The 16,353-nt window shown below is 67.8% G+C and carries 17 protein-coding genes; 9 read left to right on the forward strand and 8 right to left on the reverse strand.

Annotated features, from left to right (window positions below; genetic code table 11):
• The 4 genes from Q0W90_RS03450 to Q0W90_RS03465 form a co-directional block, all read left to right on the forward strand.
• Positions 1-586: acyl-CoA dehydrogenase family protein (locus tag Q0W90_RS03450; protein WP_297773170.1), on the forward strand; the 586-nt coding region annotated here is incomplete at its 5' end.
• A gap of 9 nt (positions 587-595) precedes the next feature.
• Positions 596-1,267 carry a TetR/AcrR family transcriptional regulator gene (locus Q0W90_RS03455; protein WP_297596705.1) on the forward strand — a complete coding sequence of 224 codons (672 nt, stop codon included), beginning with the start codon at positions 596-598 and terminating at the stop codon, positions 1,265-1,267.
• A 5-nt stretch (positions 1,268-1,272) separates the two neighbouring features.
• A complete protein-coding gene (locus Q0W90_RS03460; RefSeq protein WP_297596707.1) occupies positions 1,273-1,899 on the forward strand; it encodes a hypothetical protein in 627 nt (208 codons plus the stop codon).
• Positions 1,900-2,702: 803 nt separating this feature from the next.
• The gene (locus Q0W90_RS03465) at positions 2,703-4,097 is read left to right on the forward strand and encodes an NAD(P)/FAD-dependent oxidoreductase (RefSeq protein ID WP_297697778.1); all 1,395 of its coding nucleotides are present in this window, start codon (positions 2,703-2,705) and stop codon (positions 4,095-4,097) included.
• 16 nt (positions 4,098-4,113) lie between these two features.
• Here Q0W90_RS03465 and Q0W90_RS03470 read toward each other — a convergent pair whose 3' ends face one another.
• The 6 genes from Q0W90_RS03470 to Q0W90_RS03495 all read right to left on the reverse strand — a co-directional run bounded on the left by Q0W90_RS03470 (position 4,114) and on the right by Q0W90_RS03495 (position 10,407).
• Positions 4,114-5,349 carry an O-succinylhomoserine sulfhydrylase gene (locus Q0W90_RS03470; protein ID WP_297773173.1) on the reverse strand — a complete coding sequence of 412 codons (1,236 nt, stop codon included), beginning with the start codon at positions 5,347-5,349 and terminating at the stop codon, positions 4,114-4,116.
• A gap of 7 nt (positions 5,350-5,356) precedes the next feature.
• Positions 5,357-5,797 (reverse strand): rhodanese-like domain-containing protein, encoded by a 441-nt coding sequence (locus tag Q0W90_RS03475; RefSeq protein ID WP_297597956.1) that lies wholly within the window; start codon positions 5,795-5,797, stop codon positions 5,357-5,359.
• Between the two features lie 118 nt (positions 5,798-5,915).
• Entirely contained in the window at positions 5,916-7,109 is a 1,194-nt protein-coding gene (purT, locus tag Q0W90_RS03480) for a formate-dependent phosphoribosylglycinamide formyltransferase (protein ID WP_297773206.1), read from the reverse strand.
• A 153-nt stretch (positions 7,110-7,262) separates the two neighbouring features.
• Positions 7,263-7,922, reverse strand: coding sequence for a PaaI family thioesterase (locus tag Q0W90_RS03485; protein WP_297597954.1), 660 nt, complete (start codon positions 7,920-7,922; stop codon positions 7,263-7,265).
• Entirely contained in the window at positions 7,919-9,217 is a 1,299-nt protein-coding gene (locus tag Q0W90_RS03490) for an adenylosuccinate synthase (protein ID WP_297697784.1), read from the reverse strand. Before Q0W90_RS03490 ends, Q0W90_RS03485 begins: the two co-directional genes overlap by 4 nt.
• Before the next feature lie 275 nt (positions 9,218-9,492).
• The gene (locus Q0W90_RS03495) at positions 9,493-10,407 is read right to left on the reverse strand and encodes a histidine phosphatase family protein (protein ID WP_297597963.1); all 915 of its coding nucleotides are present in this window, start codon (positions 10,405-10,407) and stop codon (positions 9,493-9,495) included.
• 347 nt (positions 10,408-10,754) lie between these two features.
• On the opposite strand from Q0W90_RS03495, the gene Q0W90_RS03500 reads away from it, so the two are divergent.
• Genes Q0W90_RS03500 through Q0W90_RS03510 form a run of 3 tightly spaced genes read left to right on the forward strand, consistent with a single transcriptional unit; the run spans position 10,755 to position 13,071 of the window.
• The gene (locus Q0W90_RS03500; protein WP_297773208.1) at positions 10,755-11,342 is read left to right on the forward strand and encodes a peptidase M50; all 588 of its coding nucleotides are present in this window, start codon (positions 10,755-10,757) and stop codon (positions 11,340-11,342) included.
• Positions 11,343-11,351: 9 nt separating this feature from the next.
• On the forward strand, positions 11,352-12,134 hold the full coding sequence (locus Q0W90_RS03505; RefSeq protein ID WP_297773176.1) for a site-2 protease family protein: 783 nt from the start codon (positions 11,352-11,354) through the stop codon (positions 12,132-12,134).
• Positions 12,135-12,174: 40 nt separating this feature from the next.
• Positions 12,175-13,071: a cation diffusion facilitator family transporter gene (locus tag Q0W90_RS03510; RefSeq protein ID WP_297597948.1), complete on the forward strand. Its 897-nt coding sequence runs from the start codon at positions 12,175-12,177 to the stop codon at positions 13,069-13,071.
• Between the two features lie 4 nt (positions 13,072-13,075).
• Here Q0W90_RS03510 and Q0W90_RS03515 read toward each other — a convergent pair whose 3' ends face one another.
• A complete protein-coding gene (locus tag Q0W90_RS03515; RefSeq protein ID WP_297597946.1) occupies positions 13,076-13,489 on the reverse strand; it encodes a DUF3151 domain-containing protein in 414 nt (137 codons plus the stop codon).
• A gap of 122 nt (positions 13,490-13,611) precedes the next feature.
• On the opposite strand from Q0W90_RS03515, the gene Q0W90_RS03520 reads away from it, so the two are divergent.
• The gene (locus tag Q0W90_RS03520) at positions 13,612-14,490 is read left to right on the forward strand and encodes a hypothetical protein (protein WP_297697788.1); all 879 of its coding nucleotides are present in this window, start codon (positions 13,612-13,614) and stop codon (positions 14,488-14,490) included.
• A 34-nt stretch (positions 14,491-14,524) separates the two neighbouring features.
• Here the strand turns inward: Q0W90_RS03520 and fbaA are convergent, their stop codons facing one another.
• Positions 14,525-15,571 (reverse strand): class II fructose-bisphosphate aldolase, encoded by a 1,047-nt coding sequence (gene fbaA / locus Q0W90_RS03525; protein WP_297597942.1) that lies wholly within the window; start codon positions 15,569-15,571, stop codon positions 14,525-14,527.
• An 83-nt stretch (positions 15,572-15,654) separates the two neighbouring features.
• Here fbaA and Q0W90_RS03530 point away from each other — a divergent pair, with 83 nt between their 5' ends.
• The gene (locus tag Q0W90_RS03530) at positions 15,655-16,347 is read left to right on the forward strand and encodes a VTT domain-containing protein (protein WP_297597940.1); all 693 of its coding nucleotides are present in this window, start codon (positions 15,655-15,657) and stop codon (positions 16,345-16,347) included.
• The last annotated feature ends 6 nt before the right edge of the window (positions 16,348-16,353 follow it).

The raw sequence follows: 16,353 nt of genomic DNA on the forward strand, positions 1-16,353 counted from the left end.
GGTCGACTCCGGCACCCCGGGCTTTTCCCGCGGCCGCAACCTGGAGAAGATCGGCCTGCACGCCCAGGACACCAGCGAGCTCACCTTCACCGATATGCGGGTGCCGAAAGCGAACCTGCTCGAAGAAGAGGGCAGGGGCTTCTACCAGTTGATGACAAACCTGCCCCAGGAGCGACTCGCGCTCGGCGTGGGGGCGGTGGCCGCCGCCGAAGCGATCCTGGCCGGAACCCTCGACTACGTCCGCGATCGCAAGGCCTTCGGGTCACCGATCGCCGGCTTCCAACACAGTCAATTCGTACTCGCCGAACTGGCCACCGAAATCGACATCGCCCGAACGTATCTCGACGACTGCCTGGCCCAGCACCTCGAGGGCGAACTGACGGCCGCGCGGGCCGCCCGGCTGAAATGGTGGACCACCGACCTGCAGGTGCGCACCGCCGATCGCTGCCTGCAGTTGCACGGCGGGTACGGCTACATGCGCGAGTACGGCGTGGCGCGCGCGTTCGTCGACGCCCGCATCCAGACCATCTACGGCGGCACCAACGAGATCATGAAGACGATCATCGCCAAGGACTTGGGTATCTAGAGGCAGCCGATGGCCACCGATGTTGCCGACTACAGCGATCTTCCCGCCGAGGAGGCCGTGCGCGCGGCCCGCGTCAGCTCGCGGCGCCGCCAGGTGCTCGACGCCGCGGTCAAAGCCATGGGCAGGACCGGATTTCACCAGATGTCGATGCAGGACTTGGCCGCCGAGGCCGAGGTCAGCGTCGGCCTGCTCTACAAATACTTCGGCGGCAAGGAGGACCTGCTGCTCGCCACGATCGTGCGAATCCTCGATGTGTTCCGCGATCAGCTGGCGCCGGTCATCGACGCCGCCGGCGATGACGTCGTCGACCAGCTGACCGCCGGGATCCGTCGCTATATCCAGATCGTCGACGAGAACCTCGACGGCGTGGTGTTGACCTATCGGGAGAGCCGAACCCTCGGGGCGCCGGAGCGCACCCAGATCAAGGACCTCGAAATCGCCACCGCCGCACCACTGCGGGCGGTGATCGAAGCCGGTATCGGCCGCGGTGTCTTCCGCCGGGTCGATGTCGACCTCACCGTGTTCGACATCATGCTGCTCGCCCACGGCTGGGCGCTGAAGCATTGGCACTTCGGGCCGATCTACACCATCGACGAATACATCGCGTTGCAGACCCGCCACGTGCTGGGCGGATTGATTGCCGACGAGCGTCGCGCCGACTACGCACACGTGCTGAAATGAGTGGCATGGGAGTTACCGCACAGCGCGTCCGCGGCGTGATCGCGCTGTTGGCCGTGGGGGCTGCCGCCGGTCTGCCACCGGCGGACGCCGATCCGGCCGCGGGGCTGCCCCCGATGGCGTCCAGCGGCAGCGGGCCGATCATCGGCGGGGGCTCCGCCGCCGCGCAGGGAATCGCCCAGCAGCTCTTTAGCTTTGGCAATCCTCACATCGTGAACGAGGTCGACGGCTCGGACGCGGCGCAATTCATCGACTCCGCGGCGGGAGCCGCCAGCCAGCAACTCGCGGCGCCCTTCTCGCTGCTGCGCCGGGCGTTGGCCTGCCAGACCGACAACGCGGGATTCGGTGCGCGCGCCTATCGGCGCAACGACGGGCAGTGGGGAGGAGCGATGCTGGTCGCGGCCAAGAGCGCGACGGCGAACCTCGACGGCCTGGTCGCGTGCGTGAAGACCAATTGGCGACGGACGGCGGCCGGCGGCGAAACCGCGATGTGCAACAACGGCTGGACCACGCCGACGTCCTACGAAAGCCGCCGCGGCGAGACCTATTACATCTTGCTCGCCGGCACCGCCGCCGACTTCTGCAGCGATCTCAACGCAAAGTACAAGGGCGACGCCAGCGGGTGGCCGTTCTAACCGAGCCGCACCTCGCACCCGTCACTGAAACCGATTGCCACCTCGATGGTTTCGCCGTGCAACCGACGGCGCGAGTTCGGGAACCTATTTGAATTCATATCCAGATTACGCACCGGCACCGGTGAGCAGCGGCTAAATAGCGTTTCAATATAGCCGCGGCATGGTCCCCCCGCAGGATAATTCCAATTCCTCCCGCCACGCGATTTTGCTGCATTCACGCCGCGGCCGGGGCGGCGGCCGCCCGCCTGGGTTCCTCGATCGTCCATTTGACGAATTCGCGTGCGATATTTGCGAAATCGCTTATCTACGAATCGTTGACGACGTAAACTCACCGTCATCGGGCCTTAGAATATCGTCTCCCAGACGTAGGGGGTTCTAATGTCACGTCGTACTGGCAAAATCGTTCTCGCCGTGGTGCTCGCTTTCGCAGCGCCAATGACTTCGGCTTGCACGGTTCCGCTCGTTATCGATTGTGGACCCGGTTTGACCTGCACCGGATAGCAGTATCCGAAGCGCCTCGAACATCGATTTGGGGCCTTTCATTCACATCAAGCTTCGCGTAGCGAAGACCAGAAGGTGACCGATCGGAGCCGTGGCATGGCCTAGCGCCTGCCGTGGCTCCGGTCGGGATCCGTTACCGCACAAGCTATTCGGGTGACCGCTCGAGTAGTGCCGAGACCGGTTTAATGACAACGGGTTTCGCGTGGTGCGGTTCCTTGTGCTGCCACGTGCCCATCGCGCGCGGTGCGGCAGTCTTCTCGTCGGCCTCGCCTTTCGCGGGTGTGGCGTCGTACGGTGGAGACATGTCGCGCCATCGTGTGGTCATCATCGGAAGCGGCTTCGCCGGACTGACTGCGGCCAAGGCGCTCAAACGTGTGCCCAGGGGAAGCCAAGTCGACGTCACCGTGATCTCGAAAACGACCACGCACCTTTTTCAGCCGCTGCTGTATCAGGTGGCCACGGGCATCCTGTCCGAGGGCGACATCGCGCCGACCACCAGGCTCATCCTGCGCCGGCAGAAGAACGTCCGGGTGTTGTGGGGAGACGTCTCCGCCATCGACCTCACCGCCAAGACGGTCAAATCCCACCTGATGGGCATGGACACGGTCACACCCTACGACAGCCTGATCGTGGCCGCCGGCGCGAAGCAGTCCTACTTCGGCCACGACGAGTACGCGGCCTTCGCGCCCGGGATGAAGAGCATCGACGACGCCCTGGAGCTGCGCGGCCGCATCCTCGGCGCATTCGAGGCGGCCGAGGTCGCGACCGACCCCGCCGAGCGGAAACGCCGACTGACCTTCGTGGTGGTCGGGGCCGGACCCACCGGTGTCGAGCTGGCCGGCGAGATCGTCCAGCTGGCCGAGCGCACCCTGGCCGGCGCGTTTCGGACGATCACCCCCAGCGAATGCCGCGTCATCCTGCTCGACGCGGCGCCCGCGGTGTTGCCACCGATGGGCGCCAAGCTGGGTCTCAAGGCGCAACGGCGGCTGGAAAAGATGGATGTCGAGGTCCAGCTCAACGCGATGGTGACCGCGGTCGACTACATGGGCATCACGATCAAGGAGAAGGACGGCACCCAGCGCCGCATCGAATGCGCGTGCAAGGTGTGGGCGGCGGGCGTGCAGGCCAGCTCACTGGGCGCGATGCTCGCCGAGCAGTCCGACGGAACCGAAACCGACCGCGCCGGAAGGGTGATCGTCGAGTCCGACCTCACGGTCAAGGGTCACCCGTACGTCTTCGTCGTCGGTGACCTGATGTCGGTTCCCGGTGTCCCCGGGATGGCGCAGGGTGCGATCCAGGGCGCGAAATACGCGGCCGCCGTCATCAAGCGCGCGGTCAAGGGCCAGGACGACCCGGCCGACCGCGCGCCGTTCAGGTACGTCAACAAGGGCAGCATGGCGCTCATCTCCCGCTACAGCGCCGTCGCGCAGGTCGGCAAGGTGGAGTTCGCCGGCTTCTTGGCCTGGCTGGCGTGGCTGGTGCTGCACCTGTACTACCTGATCGGCCACCGGAACCGACTCGCCGCCATGTTCGCCTGGGGGATCTCGTTCCTGGGCCGCACCCGCGGCCAGATGGCCATCACCAGCCAGATGATCTACGCCCGGCCGCTGGTGAACTGGGTCGAGCAGCAGGCGGCGGAAGGCACGCTCGCGGCGGCCGAACGCGCCGAGGCGGCCGAGCAGGAGGCGGCCGGCTGACGCGCCGGAAAGGCGATCAGCTCAAGGCCCGATCGATGTCGGCGATCAGGTCCTCGGCGTCCTCCAGGCCGACGGAGATGCGAACCACGCTGTCACCGAGCCCGATCGCCGCGCGGCCCTCCGGTCCCATCGCCCGGTGAGTTGTCGTCGCGGGGTGTGTGACAAGGGATTTGGCGTCGCCGAGGTTGTTGGAGATGTCGATCAGCGTCAACTTGTCCAGCACCTCGAAAGCCCGCCGCTTCGCCACAGCTTCCGGGCAGTCGAGCGCGAAGGTGACCACCGTTCCGCCGCCCGACATCTGACGCTTGGCCAGGTCGTATTGCGGGTGCGAGGACAGATAGGGGTAGCGGACCCAACTCACCGCCGGATGGGCCTCGAGGAACTCGGCGATCCGGTACGCCGAGGCATTGCTGTGATCGACCCGGATAGCCATCGTCTCAAGGCCTTTCAGCAACACCCAGGCGTTGAACGCGCTCATCGCCGGGCCGGTGTGCCGCATCAATTTCTGCACCGGGCCGTCGATGTACTCCCTGTCGCCGAGAATGGCCCCGCCCAGCACGCGGCCCTGGCCATCGATGTGCTTGGTGCCCGAGTACACCACCACGTCGACGCCGAGCGGAATACCGTGCTGTAGCAGCGGTGTGGCAAAAACGTTGTCCAACACCACCTTCGCACCCGCGGCGTGCGCAAGCTCGGTCACCGTGGCGATGTCGACCAGCGACTGCATCGGATTGGACGGCGTCTCGAAGAACACTGCTTGGGTGGGCTTAGAGGGGTCGCCCAACGCCTCCTCCCATTGGGACAGGTCGTCGCCGTCGACGAAGACGGTTTCGACACCCCAGCGCGGCAGGATCTCGTTGCACACCACGAAACACGATCCGAACAAGCTGCGCGACGCGACCAACCGGTCCCCCGCGCCCAGCAGCGCGCCGAGTGAGGTGAACACCGCCGCCATGCCGCTCGCGGTGGCGAACGCCGCCGGTGCCCCTTCGAGCAGACGCAACCGCTCCTCGAACATCGTCACGGTCGGGTTGCCGTACCGCGAGTAGACGAAGTGGTCCACCTCGCCGGTGAACGACTTCTCGGCAACCGCCGCGGACTCATAGACATAGCCGGACGTCAGATACAGCGCCTCGGCGGTCTCGTCGAACCCCGAACGCAGCAGTCCACCGCGCACGCCGATCGTCGCCTGACCGACACCGTCGGGTAGCGGCGCGGGCGTGCGGACCGAGCGGTCGTCGCCGGGGGTCATGCCTGGATCACCCTTGCTTCCAAGGCAATCCGATCGCCCGCCACCCCGACTCGCCGCGGTGACCGTTGGCGTCGAGCTGGCCTTCGAAGCCGTCCACGATGTTGTACGCCGGGGTGATGCCCTGCTCGGTTGCCACCTCGGCGGCGCCGATGGAGCGGACTCCGGAGCGACACAGGAACAGCACCGGGCGGTCCGTGTCGGTCTGGGCCGGCGCCACCTGCTCGCGCAGCTGCTCGGCGAAATTCGCGTTGGGCCTGCCGTCGGACGAATTCCACTCCAGGAACAACACGTCGCGCCCGAGGCTGGACAGATCGGGCACCCCGACGAATCGCCATTCGGCGTCGGTACGTACGTCGACCAGCACGGCGTTCGGATTGTCGCTGAGCAACTTCCAGGCGTCCAGGGGCGAGATGTCGCCCGCGTAGGAGTGTGCGCGCTCTCTGTTCATGCTCGTATTCCTTCGCCTCTCGTACGCCTTGTCAGCCACCCCGGCGAGATTGCCCCCTGCCCGCGGCGATACCTGACCTGCGATCGTATCGAGGCCGTCGCCCCCCGCGTCTCGGGGCTCAGCCGCGTGCGGCCGGGGCGGACAGTCTCTCGGCGGCCTGGCCCGCCCGCTCGCGCGCGGCCGTCACCTCCGGCGCGGTCGCCAGGGCGCGAAACCCGCCCCCGGATACGCGCAGGTCGCTTTCCGGCACGCTCAGCGCGCCGATCAACGCGGCGGGGCCATGGGAATCGGCGGGGCCAATCGCGCGGGCGGCGGCCGGCGACACCATCATGGTGTCCACCGGCAGGCCCAAGATGGTGCGGGCCTGCAGCTCGAACACCGAAAGCCGCTGGCTGCGCACAGTCACCCAGGCGCTGTCGGCCGGGCGCGACGTGACGTCGGCGAAATACACCTCGTCGCCGTTGATCAGCAATTCGACCCCGAAGACGCCGCGCCCGCCCAGCGCCTTGACGATCCGCGCGGCGATCGACCTCGCGGCGTCCGTCGCGGCCGCGCTCATCTTCTGGGGTTGCCAGGATTCCAGCGCCTGGCCGTCGGATCCGCGATGCCCGATGGGTGAGCAGAATTCGATGACCGGACCCGCCGGGCCTGCGCTGCACACCGCCAGCAGGGTCACGTAGACCTCGACCTCGACGACGGTTTCGGCCAGTACCCGGGGGGCGGGCCGGCCGCCCCCCGCACGATGCCAGGCGGGCTCGATGTCCTCACGGCGCGCCACCACCGATCCCCGCTGGCCGACCGGCCCGGCCACCGGCTTGACCAGCAACGGATACCCGGCATGCGCCCCGACCGCCTCGAGTTCGGCCAGCGACCCGACGAACCAGAACGGCGCGGTGGGCAGCCCCAGCTCGTCGGCGGCCAGCCGGCGCAGCCCCTCGCGGTCGCCGGTCAGCCGCACGGCGCGAGCGCTGGGCACCAGCTCGGTGCCGCTGCCGTCGAGGGGCTCGAGGGCTTGGCCGGCGACCGCGTCGGTCGCGATCACGACGAAGTTGGGTTGCAGCCGTTGCATCGCCTTCGACAGCTCGCCGGCGTCGGTCATGTCGAACACCAACGCCTGGTCGGCCACCCCGTGCGCGGGCGCGTGGGGGTGCTGGTCGGCGGCGATCACCCGGGCCCCGAGGCGCCCCAGGGCGATCGCCAGCTCGCGGCTGATCTCGCCGGAACCCAGCAGCAGCACCGACGGGCGGCCGTCCGCGGGAGCTTGCTGGGGAACCGCGAGCGCCGTCGTTTCGTCGTCCCGTTCGTCGATCACGCCGTCAGCCACGGCTCAAGGATAGGTCGGTTCTCAGAGCACTAGGGCTGATCGCCCGGCTCCTCGACGGCGCATACCGCGCCGCATCGTCGCCGGGCTAGGGCTGACCGCCCGGCTCCTCGACGGCGCATACCGCGCCGCATCGTCGCCGCGCTAGGGCTGACCGGGAAGCAGCCGCACCATCAGGCCGTTGCCCTCGGCCAGCACGGTCTGGTCGCCGTCGACCAATTCGGCGGAGACGAACGCTTTGCGGCCCTCGGTGCCGGTGACCCGGCCGCGCACCAGCAACGGGACGTCGATCGGGGTGACCTTGCGATAGTCGACGTGCAGGAAGGCCGTGCGGCTGATGGGCCGGTCGGCGGCGTGCGAGATCATGCCGAACATGTGGTCAAACAGCAGCGGCAGCACGCCGCCGTGCACCGCGTGGTTTCCGCCGACGTGAAACCGGCTGAAGTGGCCGGTCATTTCGACACCGTCGGGGCCGTAGCGCGTCAGAACCCACGGCGGTAGCAACAGGCTGCCCATGCCGGGCAGGTCGGGCGTGCGCCCCGCGGGCGCCTGGCCTTCGACCTCGGCCTGAAACGGCCCCAGCAGCTCGGTCAGCGCCGCGACCCGGTCCGCGGCCTCGTCCCAGACCTCGTCGCTCGGGTCGGCCGACACCGCGAGGTCCTGCAGCCGGCGCATGGAGGCGACGAACCGGGCGAAACCGGGACCGGGGCTGGCCGGACCGTATTCCGGGAAACCGCCGTGGTGTTCGTATTCAGGATCGAGGTCAATCGGATTCGCTTCGCCTTGTTCCGATTCCCGGGTCACGGGCGGGCCGCCAGGACGTCGCGGCGCACGATGGTTTGTTCGCGCCCGGGCCCCACGCCGATGCACGAAACATGAGCTCCAGCAAGCTCTTCGAGTCGAAGCACGTAGTCACGCGCCTTGGCGGGCAGGTCGTCGAACTCCCGCGCGTGCGAGATGTCCTCCCACCAGCCGGGCAGCTCCTCATAGATCGGCTCGGCGCGGCCGAGGTCGCTTTGGGTCATCGGCATCTCGTGCAGGCGCGCCCCGTCGATCTGGTAGCCGACGCACACCGGAACGGTTTCCAGGCTGGACAACACGTCGAGCTTGGTCAGGAAGTAGTCGGTGATGCCGTTGACCCGGGTGGCGTAGCGGGCGATGACGGCATCGAACCAGCCGCACCGCCGGCGCCGTCCGGTGGTGACGCCGAATTCGCCCCCGGTCTTGGACAGGTATTCGCCGTTCTCGTCGAACAGCTCGGTGGGGAACGGGCCGGAGCCCACGCGGGTGGTGTAGGCCTTGAGGATCCCCAGCACCGTGGTGATCCGGGTGGGCCCGATCCCCGAACCCACCGCCGCCCCGCCCGCCGTCGGATTCGACGACGTCACATAGGGATACGTGCCATGGTCGACGTCGAGGAGCGTGCCCTGCGAGCCCTCCAGCAACACGGTTTCGCCGGACTCCAGCGCGGTGTTGAGCAGCAGCCGGGTATCGGCGATGCGGTGCCGGAAACCCTGCGCCTGCTCCAGCAGCGCCTCGACCACCTGGTGCGCGTCCAGCGCCTTGCGGTTGTAGATCTTGACCAATATCTGGTTTTTCAGTTCCAGCGCGGCCTCGACCTTGTGGGTCAGCACGTCGGGGTCGAGCACGTCGGCGACCCGGATTCCGATCCGGGCGATCTTGTCCTGATAGCAGGGTCCGATGCCGCGGCCGGTCGTGCCGATCTTCTTGTTCCCCATGTAGCGCTCGGTGACCTTGTCGATGGCCACGTGGTAGGGCAACAGCAGGTGCGCGTCGGCGGAGATCAGTAGCCGCGACGTGTCGACGCCGCGATCTTCGAGGCCTTTCAGCTCGTCGAGCAGCACGCCGGGATCGATCACCACACCGTTGCCGATGACGTTGGTGACGCCGGGCGTGAGCACCCCCGACGGGATCAGGTGCAGGGCGAAGTTCTCGCCGGTGGGCAACACGACGGTGTGCCCGGCGTTGTTGCCGCCCTGGTAGCGCACCACCCACTGAACCCGCCCCCCGAGCAGGTCGGTGGCCTTACCTTTGCCCTCGTCGCCCCACTGGGCGCCGATGAGGACGATTGCCGGCATGACTTGCTCCCGCCTGCTTACTGGGGTTCTGCTGGCAAAACGCCAGATCTTGCACCGCTGCAACGGTTTTCGGCGTCGCCCGATGTGTCGCCCTGCCGTCGGGTGGCAGCGCCTCGGTTAGCCGCGTCGTGACCGTGCGCGTAGCTCCACGCGTCTTTGCTTGCCGCGCTCACGTGGCGATCCTAAACGTCGGGTAACGACAGGCTTGCCACAAGGCCCGTTTGATCCCGGCCCGTGTCGCGCAAAAACCCGGGCCCGCCTCGTCGCGTCGGCGCTCAGGGGCTCGCCGTCACCGGCGCCTTCGCCGCGCACACGCCGTCGCGGGTCGGCGCGTCCAACATCAGGCACAGGCCCTTCGCGTCACGGTTGGGCCGTTTGGCCGCCCAACCGGACCACGCCGGTTTGCCGTTCCAGCTGACCAGCGTCCAGCCATCGTGGGGATTGCCCTGGATCTCGACGATGCCGGTGTTGGGCAGCGGGTCGAAAAGCAGGAGCAACTGTTCGGGGTTTCTGACGGACGTCATCGTCCCGATACCGATGTCGAATTCGCTGGAGAACGCGACCTCTCTGATCCTGCCGTCGGCCGCACGGACCGGGTTGGCCAGCGCGCTGCCGTACATCGTTCCGAGCATGTCGCTGAAGCGGCCGGCGCTGGTCGCCGCGTTGCCATCCATCGCTTGGAGCGCGCCGTTGAAACGCTTGTGGAACTCGTACCCGTTCGGGTCGGCGGAGCCGGGAGCCAGCATCGGCACGATGCGCAGGCCGAGCAGCCACGCGATGGGGGCCAACAGGTATGCCAGCCCGGCGAGGCTGATCTGCGGCATGCCGTTGAAAACGCCCGCGTCGATCTCGTTGAGCCCGGGCAGCACCTGGACATTCATCCCCAACATGGCTGCCAACGGCGTCGCGGTCTGCTGCGTCCTGATCAACTGCGACGCGAAAATCGCGGCGACCGGACCCTTCGCCATGAGCACGTTGGCGACGTTCTGTGCCTGTTGTTGACCCAGCGCCGTGAGTGCGGCCCCGGGCACCGCCGTATCGATGCGGCTCGCCGCGTTGGCCTCCGACTGCCCGTGGCGCACCAGGTCGATCACGATCGATTCGTCGGCCGAGGCCCTCGCCGATCCGAGGCACACCAGGACAGCCGAAAGCAGCACGGCGCCAACACGGCCGAGTCGCGTCATCGGCAGTCGGGGCGGGTAGGGCCGGGCGGCGAGTCGGCGAATGGTAGTTCTCCGTTCTCTCAACCACTCATTGGCAGGATTCCGCGCAACGACGGCTGTGTGGCAGGAGTAAAGTATCCGGTTGTTTCCAGGCGGCGGCGCAACAACTTTCGCAGTCCGACACCATGTTGTGACTCTGTCGTTATTGCGAGGACTTTCAGCGCCAAAGCCACGGTTTGACCATTGTTCGGACCAGAACCGTTGGAAGCCAAAAGGATTGGATCACCTTGATTGGATAGCTTGTGACGCAGGAAGATCGAGCCGGTGCGGTTCTACTGTTCGGTCGACGGCCCAACTACGGCCCGTTGCGGGACATGCGCGCCCACCGGGTCGTCGGCGAACCCGATATCGACGCCGCGATAGGCCCCTACCCGCGGCTGGTCGTGGTGGGCGCCGACGCCGACCTAGCCGCCGTGCTGACCCGGCTCCTGCGCGCCGAGCGGCTCGACGTCGAGGTGGCCTACGTGCCGCGCCGCCGCACCCGGGCCACTCGGATCTACCGCCTGCCCACCGGATGCCGGGCGGCGCGGCGGGCCCGCCGCGGTCTTGCGCAACGGGTGACGCTGATCCGCGACGAGACCGGCTCGGTGATCGTCGGGCGAGCCGGCTGGGTACCGCCGGACGGCGAGCGGCTCATCCACGGCGAGGCGGTCGTTGACGACACCACGTTGTTCGACGGCGACGCCGCCGCCGTGTTCGTCGAGCCGACGCTCGGCATGCCCGGCCTGCGGGCCTCGCTCAAGGGCGGGGTCAAGGGCGGGTGGCGCCGGTGGGTCACCGGCCGGGCGGCCCAGCTGGGCAGCACGGGCGTCGTCGTGCTGCGCGACGGGGTCCCCGCGGCCCGCCCCGGCCGCCGATCGGCGTTCTACCGCAACATCGAGGGCTGGCTGCTGGTCCGATAGTTTCGTCCGGTGAGCTTCCCCGCCTCTCAACGCGAATCGGTACGGCCCAGCCCGATCTTTCTGGCGCTACTCGGATTGACGGCGGTGGGCGGCACGCTGGCCTGGCTGGCCGGGGCCAGCGTGCGCCCGTTGGCCTATGTCGGGGTGTTCGTTTTCGTGATCGCCGGCTGGCTGGTGTCGCTGTGCCTGCACGAATTCGGGCACGCGGTCACCGCCTGGCGTTTCGGCGATCACGACGCCGCCGTGCGCGGCTACCTGACGCTGGACCCGCGCCGCTACAGCCATGTAGCGCTCTCGCTCGTGCTGCCGATGGTGATCGTCGCGCTGGGCGGGATCGGCCTGCCCGGTGCGGCGGTCTACGTGCGGACGTGGTTCATGACGCCCGCCCGTCGCACCATGGTCAGCCTGGCCGGCCCGGCGGCCAACCTCGTGCTGGCGGTGCTGCTGCTAGTGGCGACGCGGTTGTTCTTCGACCCGACACACGTGGTGTTGTGGGCCGGGGTGGCGTTCCTGGGGTTCCTTCAGCTCACCGCGGTCGTGCTGAACCTGCTGCCCATCCCGGGGCTGGACGGCTACGACGCCCTGGAACCGCACCTGAGCCCCCAGACGCAGCGTTCGTTGGCGCCGGCCAAGCAGTGGGGCTTTGTCATCGTGCTGTTCCTGCTCCTGGCGCCGGTGCTCAACCAATGGTTCTTCGGGGTCGTGTTGTCGTTGTTCGACCTGTCCGGTGTGCCGGACGTGCTGGTGGGCTGGGGCAACGCGCTGACCCGCTTCTGGAGCCGCTGGTTCTGACCCTTGCCATATATGCGTTACCACGCATATATTTTCCGGCATGGGCGCCGGTCACAACCACACCCCCGCCGAGACGGACGATTCCCGGCTGATCCCGCGCATGATCGTGGCCGCGGCGATTCTGGCGGCGTTCTTCGTCGTGGAACTGGCCACCTCGTTGCTGATCAACTCGATCGCGCTGCTGGCCGACGCCGGCCACATGCTGACCGACGTCGTCGCCGTCTTCATGGGGCTGGCCGCCGTCACGCTGGCCCGCCGCGGCAGCTCGTCGTCGGCCCGCACGTACGGCTGGCATCGCGCCGAGGTGTTCACCGCGGTCGCCAACGCGGCGCTGTTGGTCGGGGTGGCGATGTTCATCCTGTATGAGGCCGTCCAGCGGCTGAGCGAAGCTCCCACGGTCCCCGGCGTGCCGATGATCGTCGTCGCGCTGGCCGGGCTGGCCGCCAACTTCGCCGTCGCGCTGTTGTTGCGGTCCCACTCCTCGGGGAGCCTGGCGGTCAAGGGCGCGTACATGGAGGTCGTCGCCGACACCGTGGGCAGCCTGGGCGTGCTGATCGCCGGTGTGGTCACCGTGACGACGCACTGGCCCTACGCCGACGTCGTGGTGGCCGTACTCGTCGCGCTCTGGGTGCTGCCCCGGGCGATCGCGCTGGCCCGCGACGCGCTGCGGATCCTTTCCGAGTCATCGCCGACCCACATCGACGTCGAGGAGCTGCGCGCCGCGCTCGGCGCCGTCGACGGTGTGACCGGCGTCCACGACCTGCACGTGTGGACGCTGTCCCCGGGCAAAGACATGTGCACCGCGCACCTGATCAGCACCGGCGACCCCGCCCAGGTACTTCACGACGCGCGGGCGGTGTTATCGGCCCGCGGGCTGCAACACGCCACCGTCCAGATCGACTGCCCCGACGACACCGATTGTTCGGAAAGCTTTTAACACGTTACAGCCCAAGCGCTTTGCGCGCCGCGGGGTCGCAATCGTCGAGCAGGTCCAGACACCGTGCGTACTCGTCGGTTTCGCCGATCGTGTCGGCGGCACGCGCCAGCGCCGCCACACAACGCAGGAAGCCGCGGTTGGGCTCGTGCGAATACGGGACGGGGCCGAAGCCCTTCCAGCCGTTTCTGCGCAGCTGGTCCAGGCCGCGGTGATAGCCGGTGCGCGCGTACGCGTACGCGGTGATGGCCTCGTCGTCGGCCAGCGCCTGCTCGGCAAGCGCCGCCCAGGCCACCGACGCCGCCGGATGCGCGGCGGCGACGATGCCCGGCTTCTCACCGGCAAGCAGTTCCGCCTCGGTATCCACGTCTTCGGGCAGCAGGATCGGATCGGGCCCTAAAAGATCTCCCATCGGCGTCATGCCTCCATTCTGCAGCTCGCCCGTTTGCCCGCATGACGCACCTCGGCCGTCGCCCCGGGCCGCGGTCCCGGTCGCTAAGCTCTGCAACTACCCCACTCGACAGCGGGAGGACAGTAGTACTCATGCCCAACCCATCCGAGCCCGACCGCGGCGGCGCGCCGAAACGGCCCGGGTTCGACCCACGCGGGTCTCGCAGCGAACCGAGCGAGGAGTGGGGGTCCGAATCCGGCCCCGAAACCGGCTCCGAAACCGACGCCACCGAGAACGTCCCCCTGGTTCCCCGCGACGCCGAGACCGAGACCGTGGTGATCAACAAACCCGGTCCGGGCAGCGGCCCCGAAGAATCACCCGGCCTGCCGCAGCGCGAACGCCGCTTCACCGCACCCGGCTTCGACGCGAAAGAAACCACGATCATCTCCACCACCCCCGAACCCGCCACCGAGGCGTTCGCGGCGCCGCCGGGATCCGACGGCACCGCACAGTTCGGAGTCGGGCCCAAAGCCGCTGTCCCGCAATCAATCCCGCCTCGACTTGGGGGAAAGCTACGTACCTCCACGCAATTCAACTGGGGTTGGATACTGGCGATCGTCGTGATCGTGCTGGCGCTGGCGGCGATCGCGATCCTGGGCACGGTGCTGCTCACCCGGGGCAAACACACCGGCGTTTCGCAGGAAGACCAGGTCCGGCACACCATCGGCAACTTCGACGTCGCGATTCAGCGGGGTGATCTGACCACGCTGCGCACCATCACCTGCGGCACCACCCGCGACGGCTACGCGGATTACGACGAGCGTGCCTGGGACGAAACGTACCGGCGCGTCTCGGCGGCCAAGCAGTATCCGGTGATCGCCAGCATCGACCAGGTCGTCGTCAACGGCCAGCACGCCGAGGCCAACGTCACGACGTTCATGGCGTACGACCCGCAGGTGCGCTCGACCCGCAGCCTGGACCTGCAGTACCGCGACGACCAGTGGAAGATCTGCCAGTCCGCCAGCGGCTAGCGTTCGGCCGAGTGTGCGGCCAGCGGCACGTCGTTCAGCTGCCGAGGGACTTTCCGGCGCAGTGCAGGTCGGTGCACGCCTGGCCGACGCGCTCGGACATCGAAGCTTCGGCCTTCTTGAGATAGCTGCGGGGGTCGTAGACCTTCTTGGCGCCGACTTCGCCGTCGACCTTGAGCACGCCGTCGTAGTTGCTGAACATGTGACCGGCGATGGGGCGGGTGAAGGCGTACTGGGTGTCGGTGTCGACGTTCATCTTCACCACGCCGTAGCGCAGCGCCTCCTCGATCTCCGACTTCTCCGAGCCCGAACCACCGTGAAAGACGAAGTCGAACGGCTTGGCTAGGCCACCAGGGGGGTCGGGCAGTCCCAGCTTCGCCGCCGCCACCTGCTGGCCCTGGGCCAGGATGTCGGGGCGCAGCTTGACGTTGCCGGGCTTGTAGACGCCATGGACGTTGCCGAACGTGGCGGCCAGCAGATACTGGCCGTGCTCCCCGTGGCCCAGCGCGTCGATGGTCTTCTCGAAGTCCTCCGGCGTGGTGTAGAGCTTGTCGTTGATCTCGTTGGCGACGCCGTCCTCTTCGCCGCCCACCACGCCGATCTCGATCTCGAGGATGATCTTGGCGGCCGCCGCCTCGGTCAGCAGATCCCGCGCGATCACCAGGTTCTCGTCGATCGGCACCGCCGAACCGTCCCACATGTGCGACTGAAACAGCGGATCGCCCGCCGCGCCCACACGTTCGGCCGAGAGCGCCAGCAGCGGGCGGACGTAGGTGTCCAGCTTGTCCTTGGGGCAGTGATCGGTGTGCAGCGCGACGTTGACCGGGTATCGGGCTGCGATGGATCGGGTGAACTCGGCCAGGGCCACGGCACCGGCCACCATGTCCTTGACCCCCAGGCCGGAGGCGAATTCGGCACCGCCGGTGGAGAATTGGATGATTCCGTCGCTGCCCGCATCGGCGAAGCCCTTGATGGCCGCGTTCACCGTCTCCGACGAGGTGCAGTTGATCGCGGGGAAGGCGTACGAGTGCTCCTTGGCGCGTCGCAACATCTCGGCGTAGACCTCGGGCGTGGCGATGGGCATCGGAACCCCCTTCTGCGGCCGGGTCCCCTCAGTATCGTCCAGGTGGCTCGGCGGCTCACCGCGGGCCGGTATGTTGATGGATCATGAGCACCGCCGTGACGGCCCTGCCCGCCATCCTCGACCCGATGTATTGGTTAGGCGCCGACGGCGTCTTCGGGTCGGCGGTGCTGCCCGGGATTCTGGTCATCGTCTTCATCGAGACCGGGCTGCTGTTTCCGTTGTTGCCCGGCGAGTCGCTGCTGTTCACCGGCGGTCTGCTGGCCGCGCATCCACATCCACCGGTCAGCATCTGGGTGCTGGCGCCCAGCGTCGCCATCGTCGCGGTGCTGGGCGATCAAACCGGGTATTTCATCGGGCGGCGGATCGGGCCCGCGCTGTTCAAAAAGGAAGATTCCCGGTTCTTCAAGAAGCACTACGTGACCGAGTCCCACGCCTTCTTCGAGAAGTACGGGCCCTGGGCGATCATCCTGGCCCGGTTCGCACCGTTCGTGCGGACGTTCGTCCCGGTGATCGCCGGGGTGTCCTACATGCGCTATCCGCTGTTTCTGGGGTTCGACATCGTCGGCGGCATCGCCTGGGGCGGCGGCGCGACGCTCGCGGGCTACTTCCTGGGCAATGTGCCGTTCGTGCACCACAACCTGGAAAAGATCATCCTGGGCATCCTGCTCGTGTCCATGATCCCGGCGTTCGTCGCGGCCTGGCGCGGCTATCGGGGCCGACGCCGCGCGGCGGACACGGCCGCCCCGGAGCCCGAGCGGCTGCCGGCATCCGAGTAGCCGGCC

This window comes from Mycobacterium sp., assembly GCF_025933915.1.
Lineage (GTDB): Bacteria > Actinomycetota > Actinomycetes > Mycobacteriales > Mycobacteriaceae > Mycobacterium.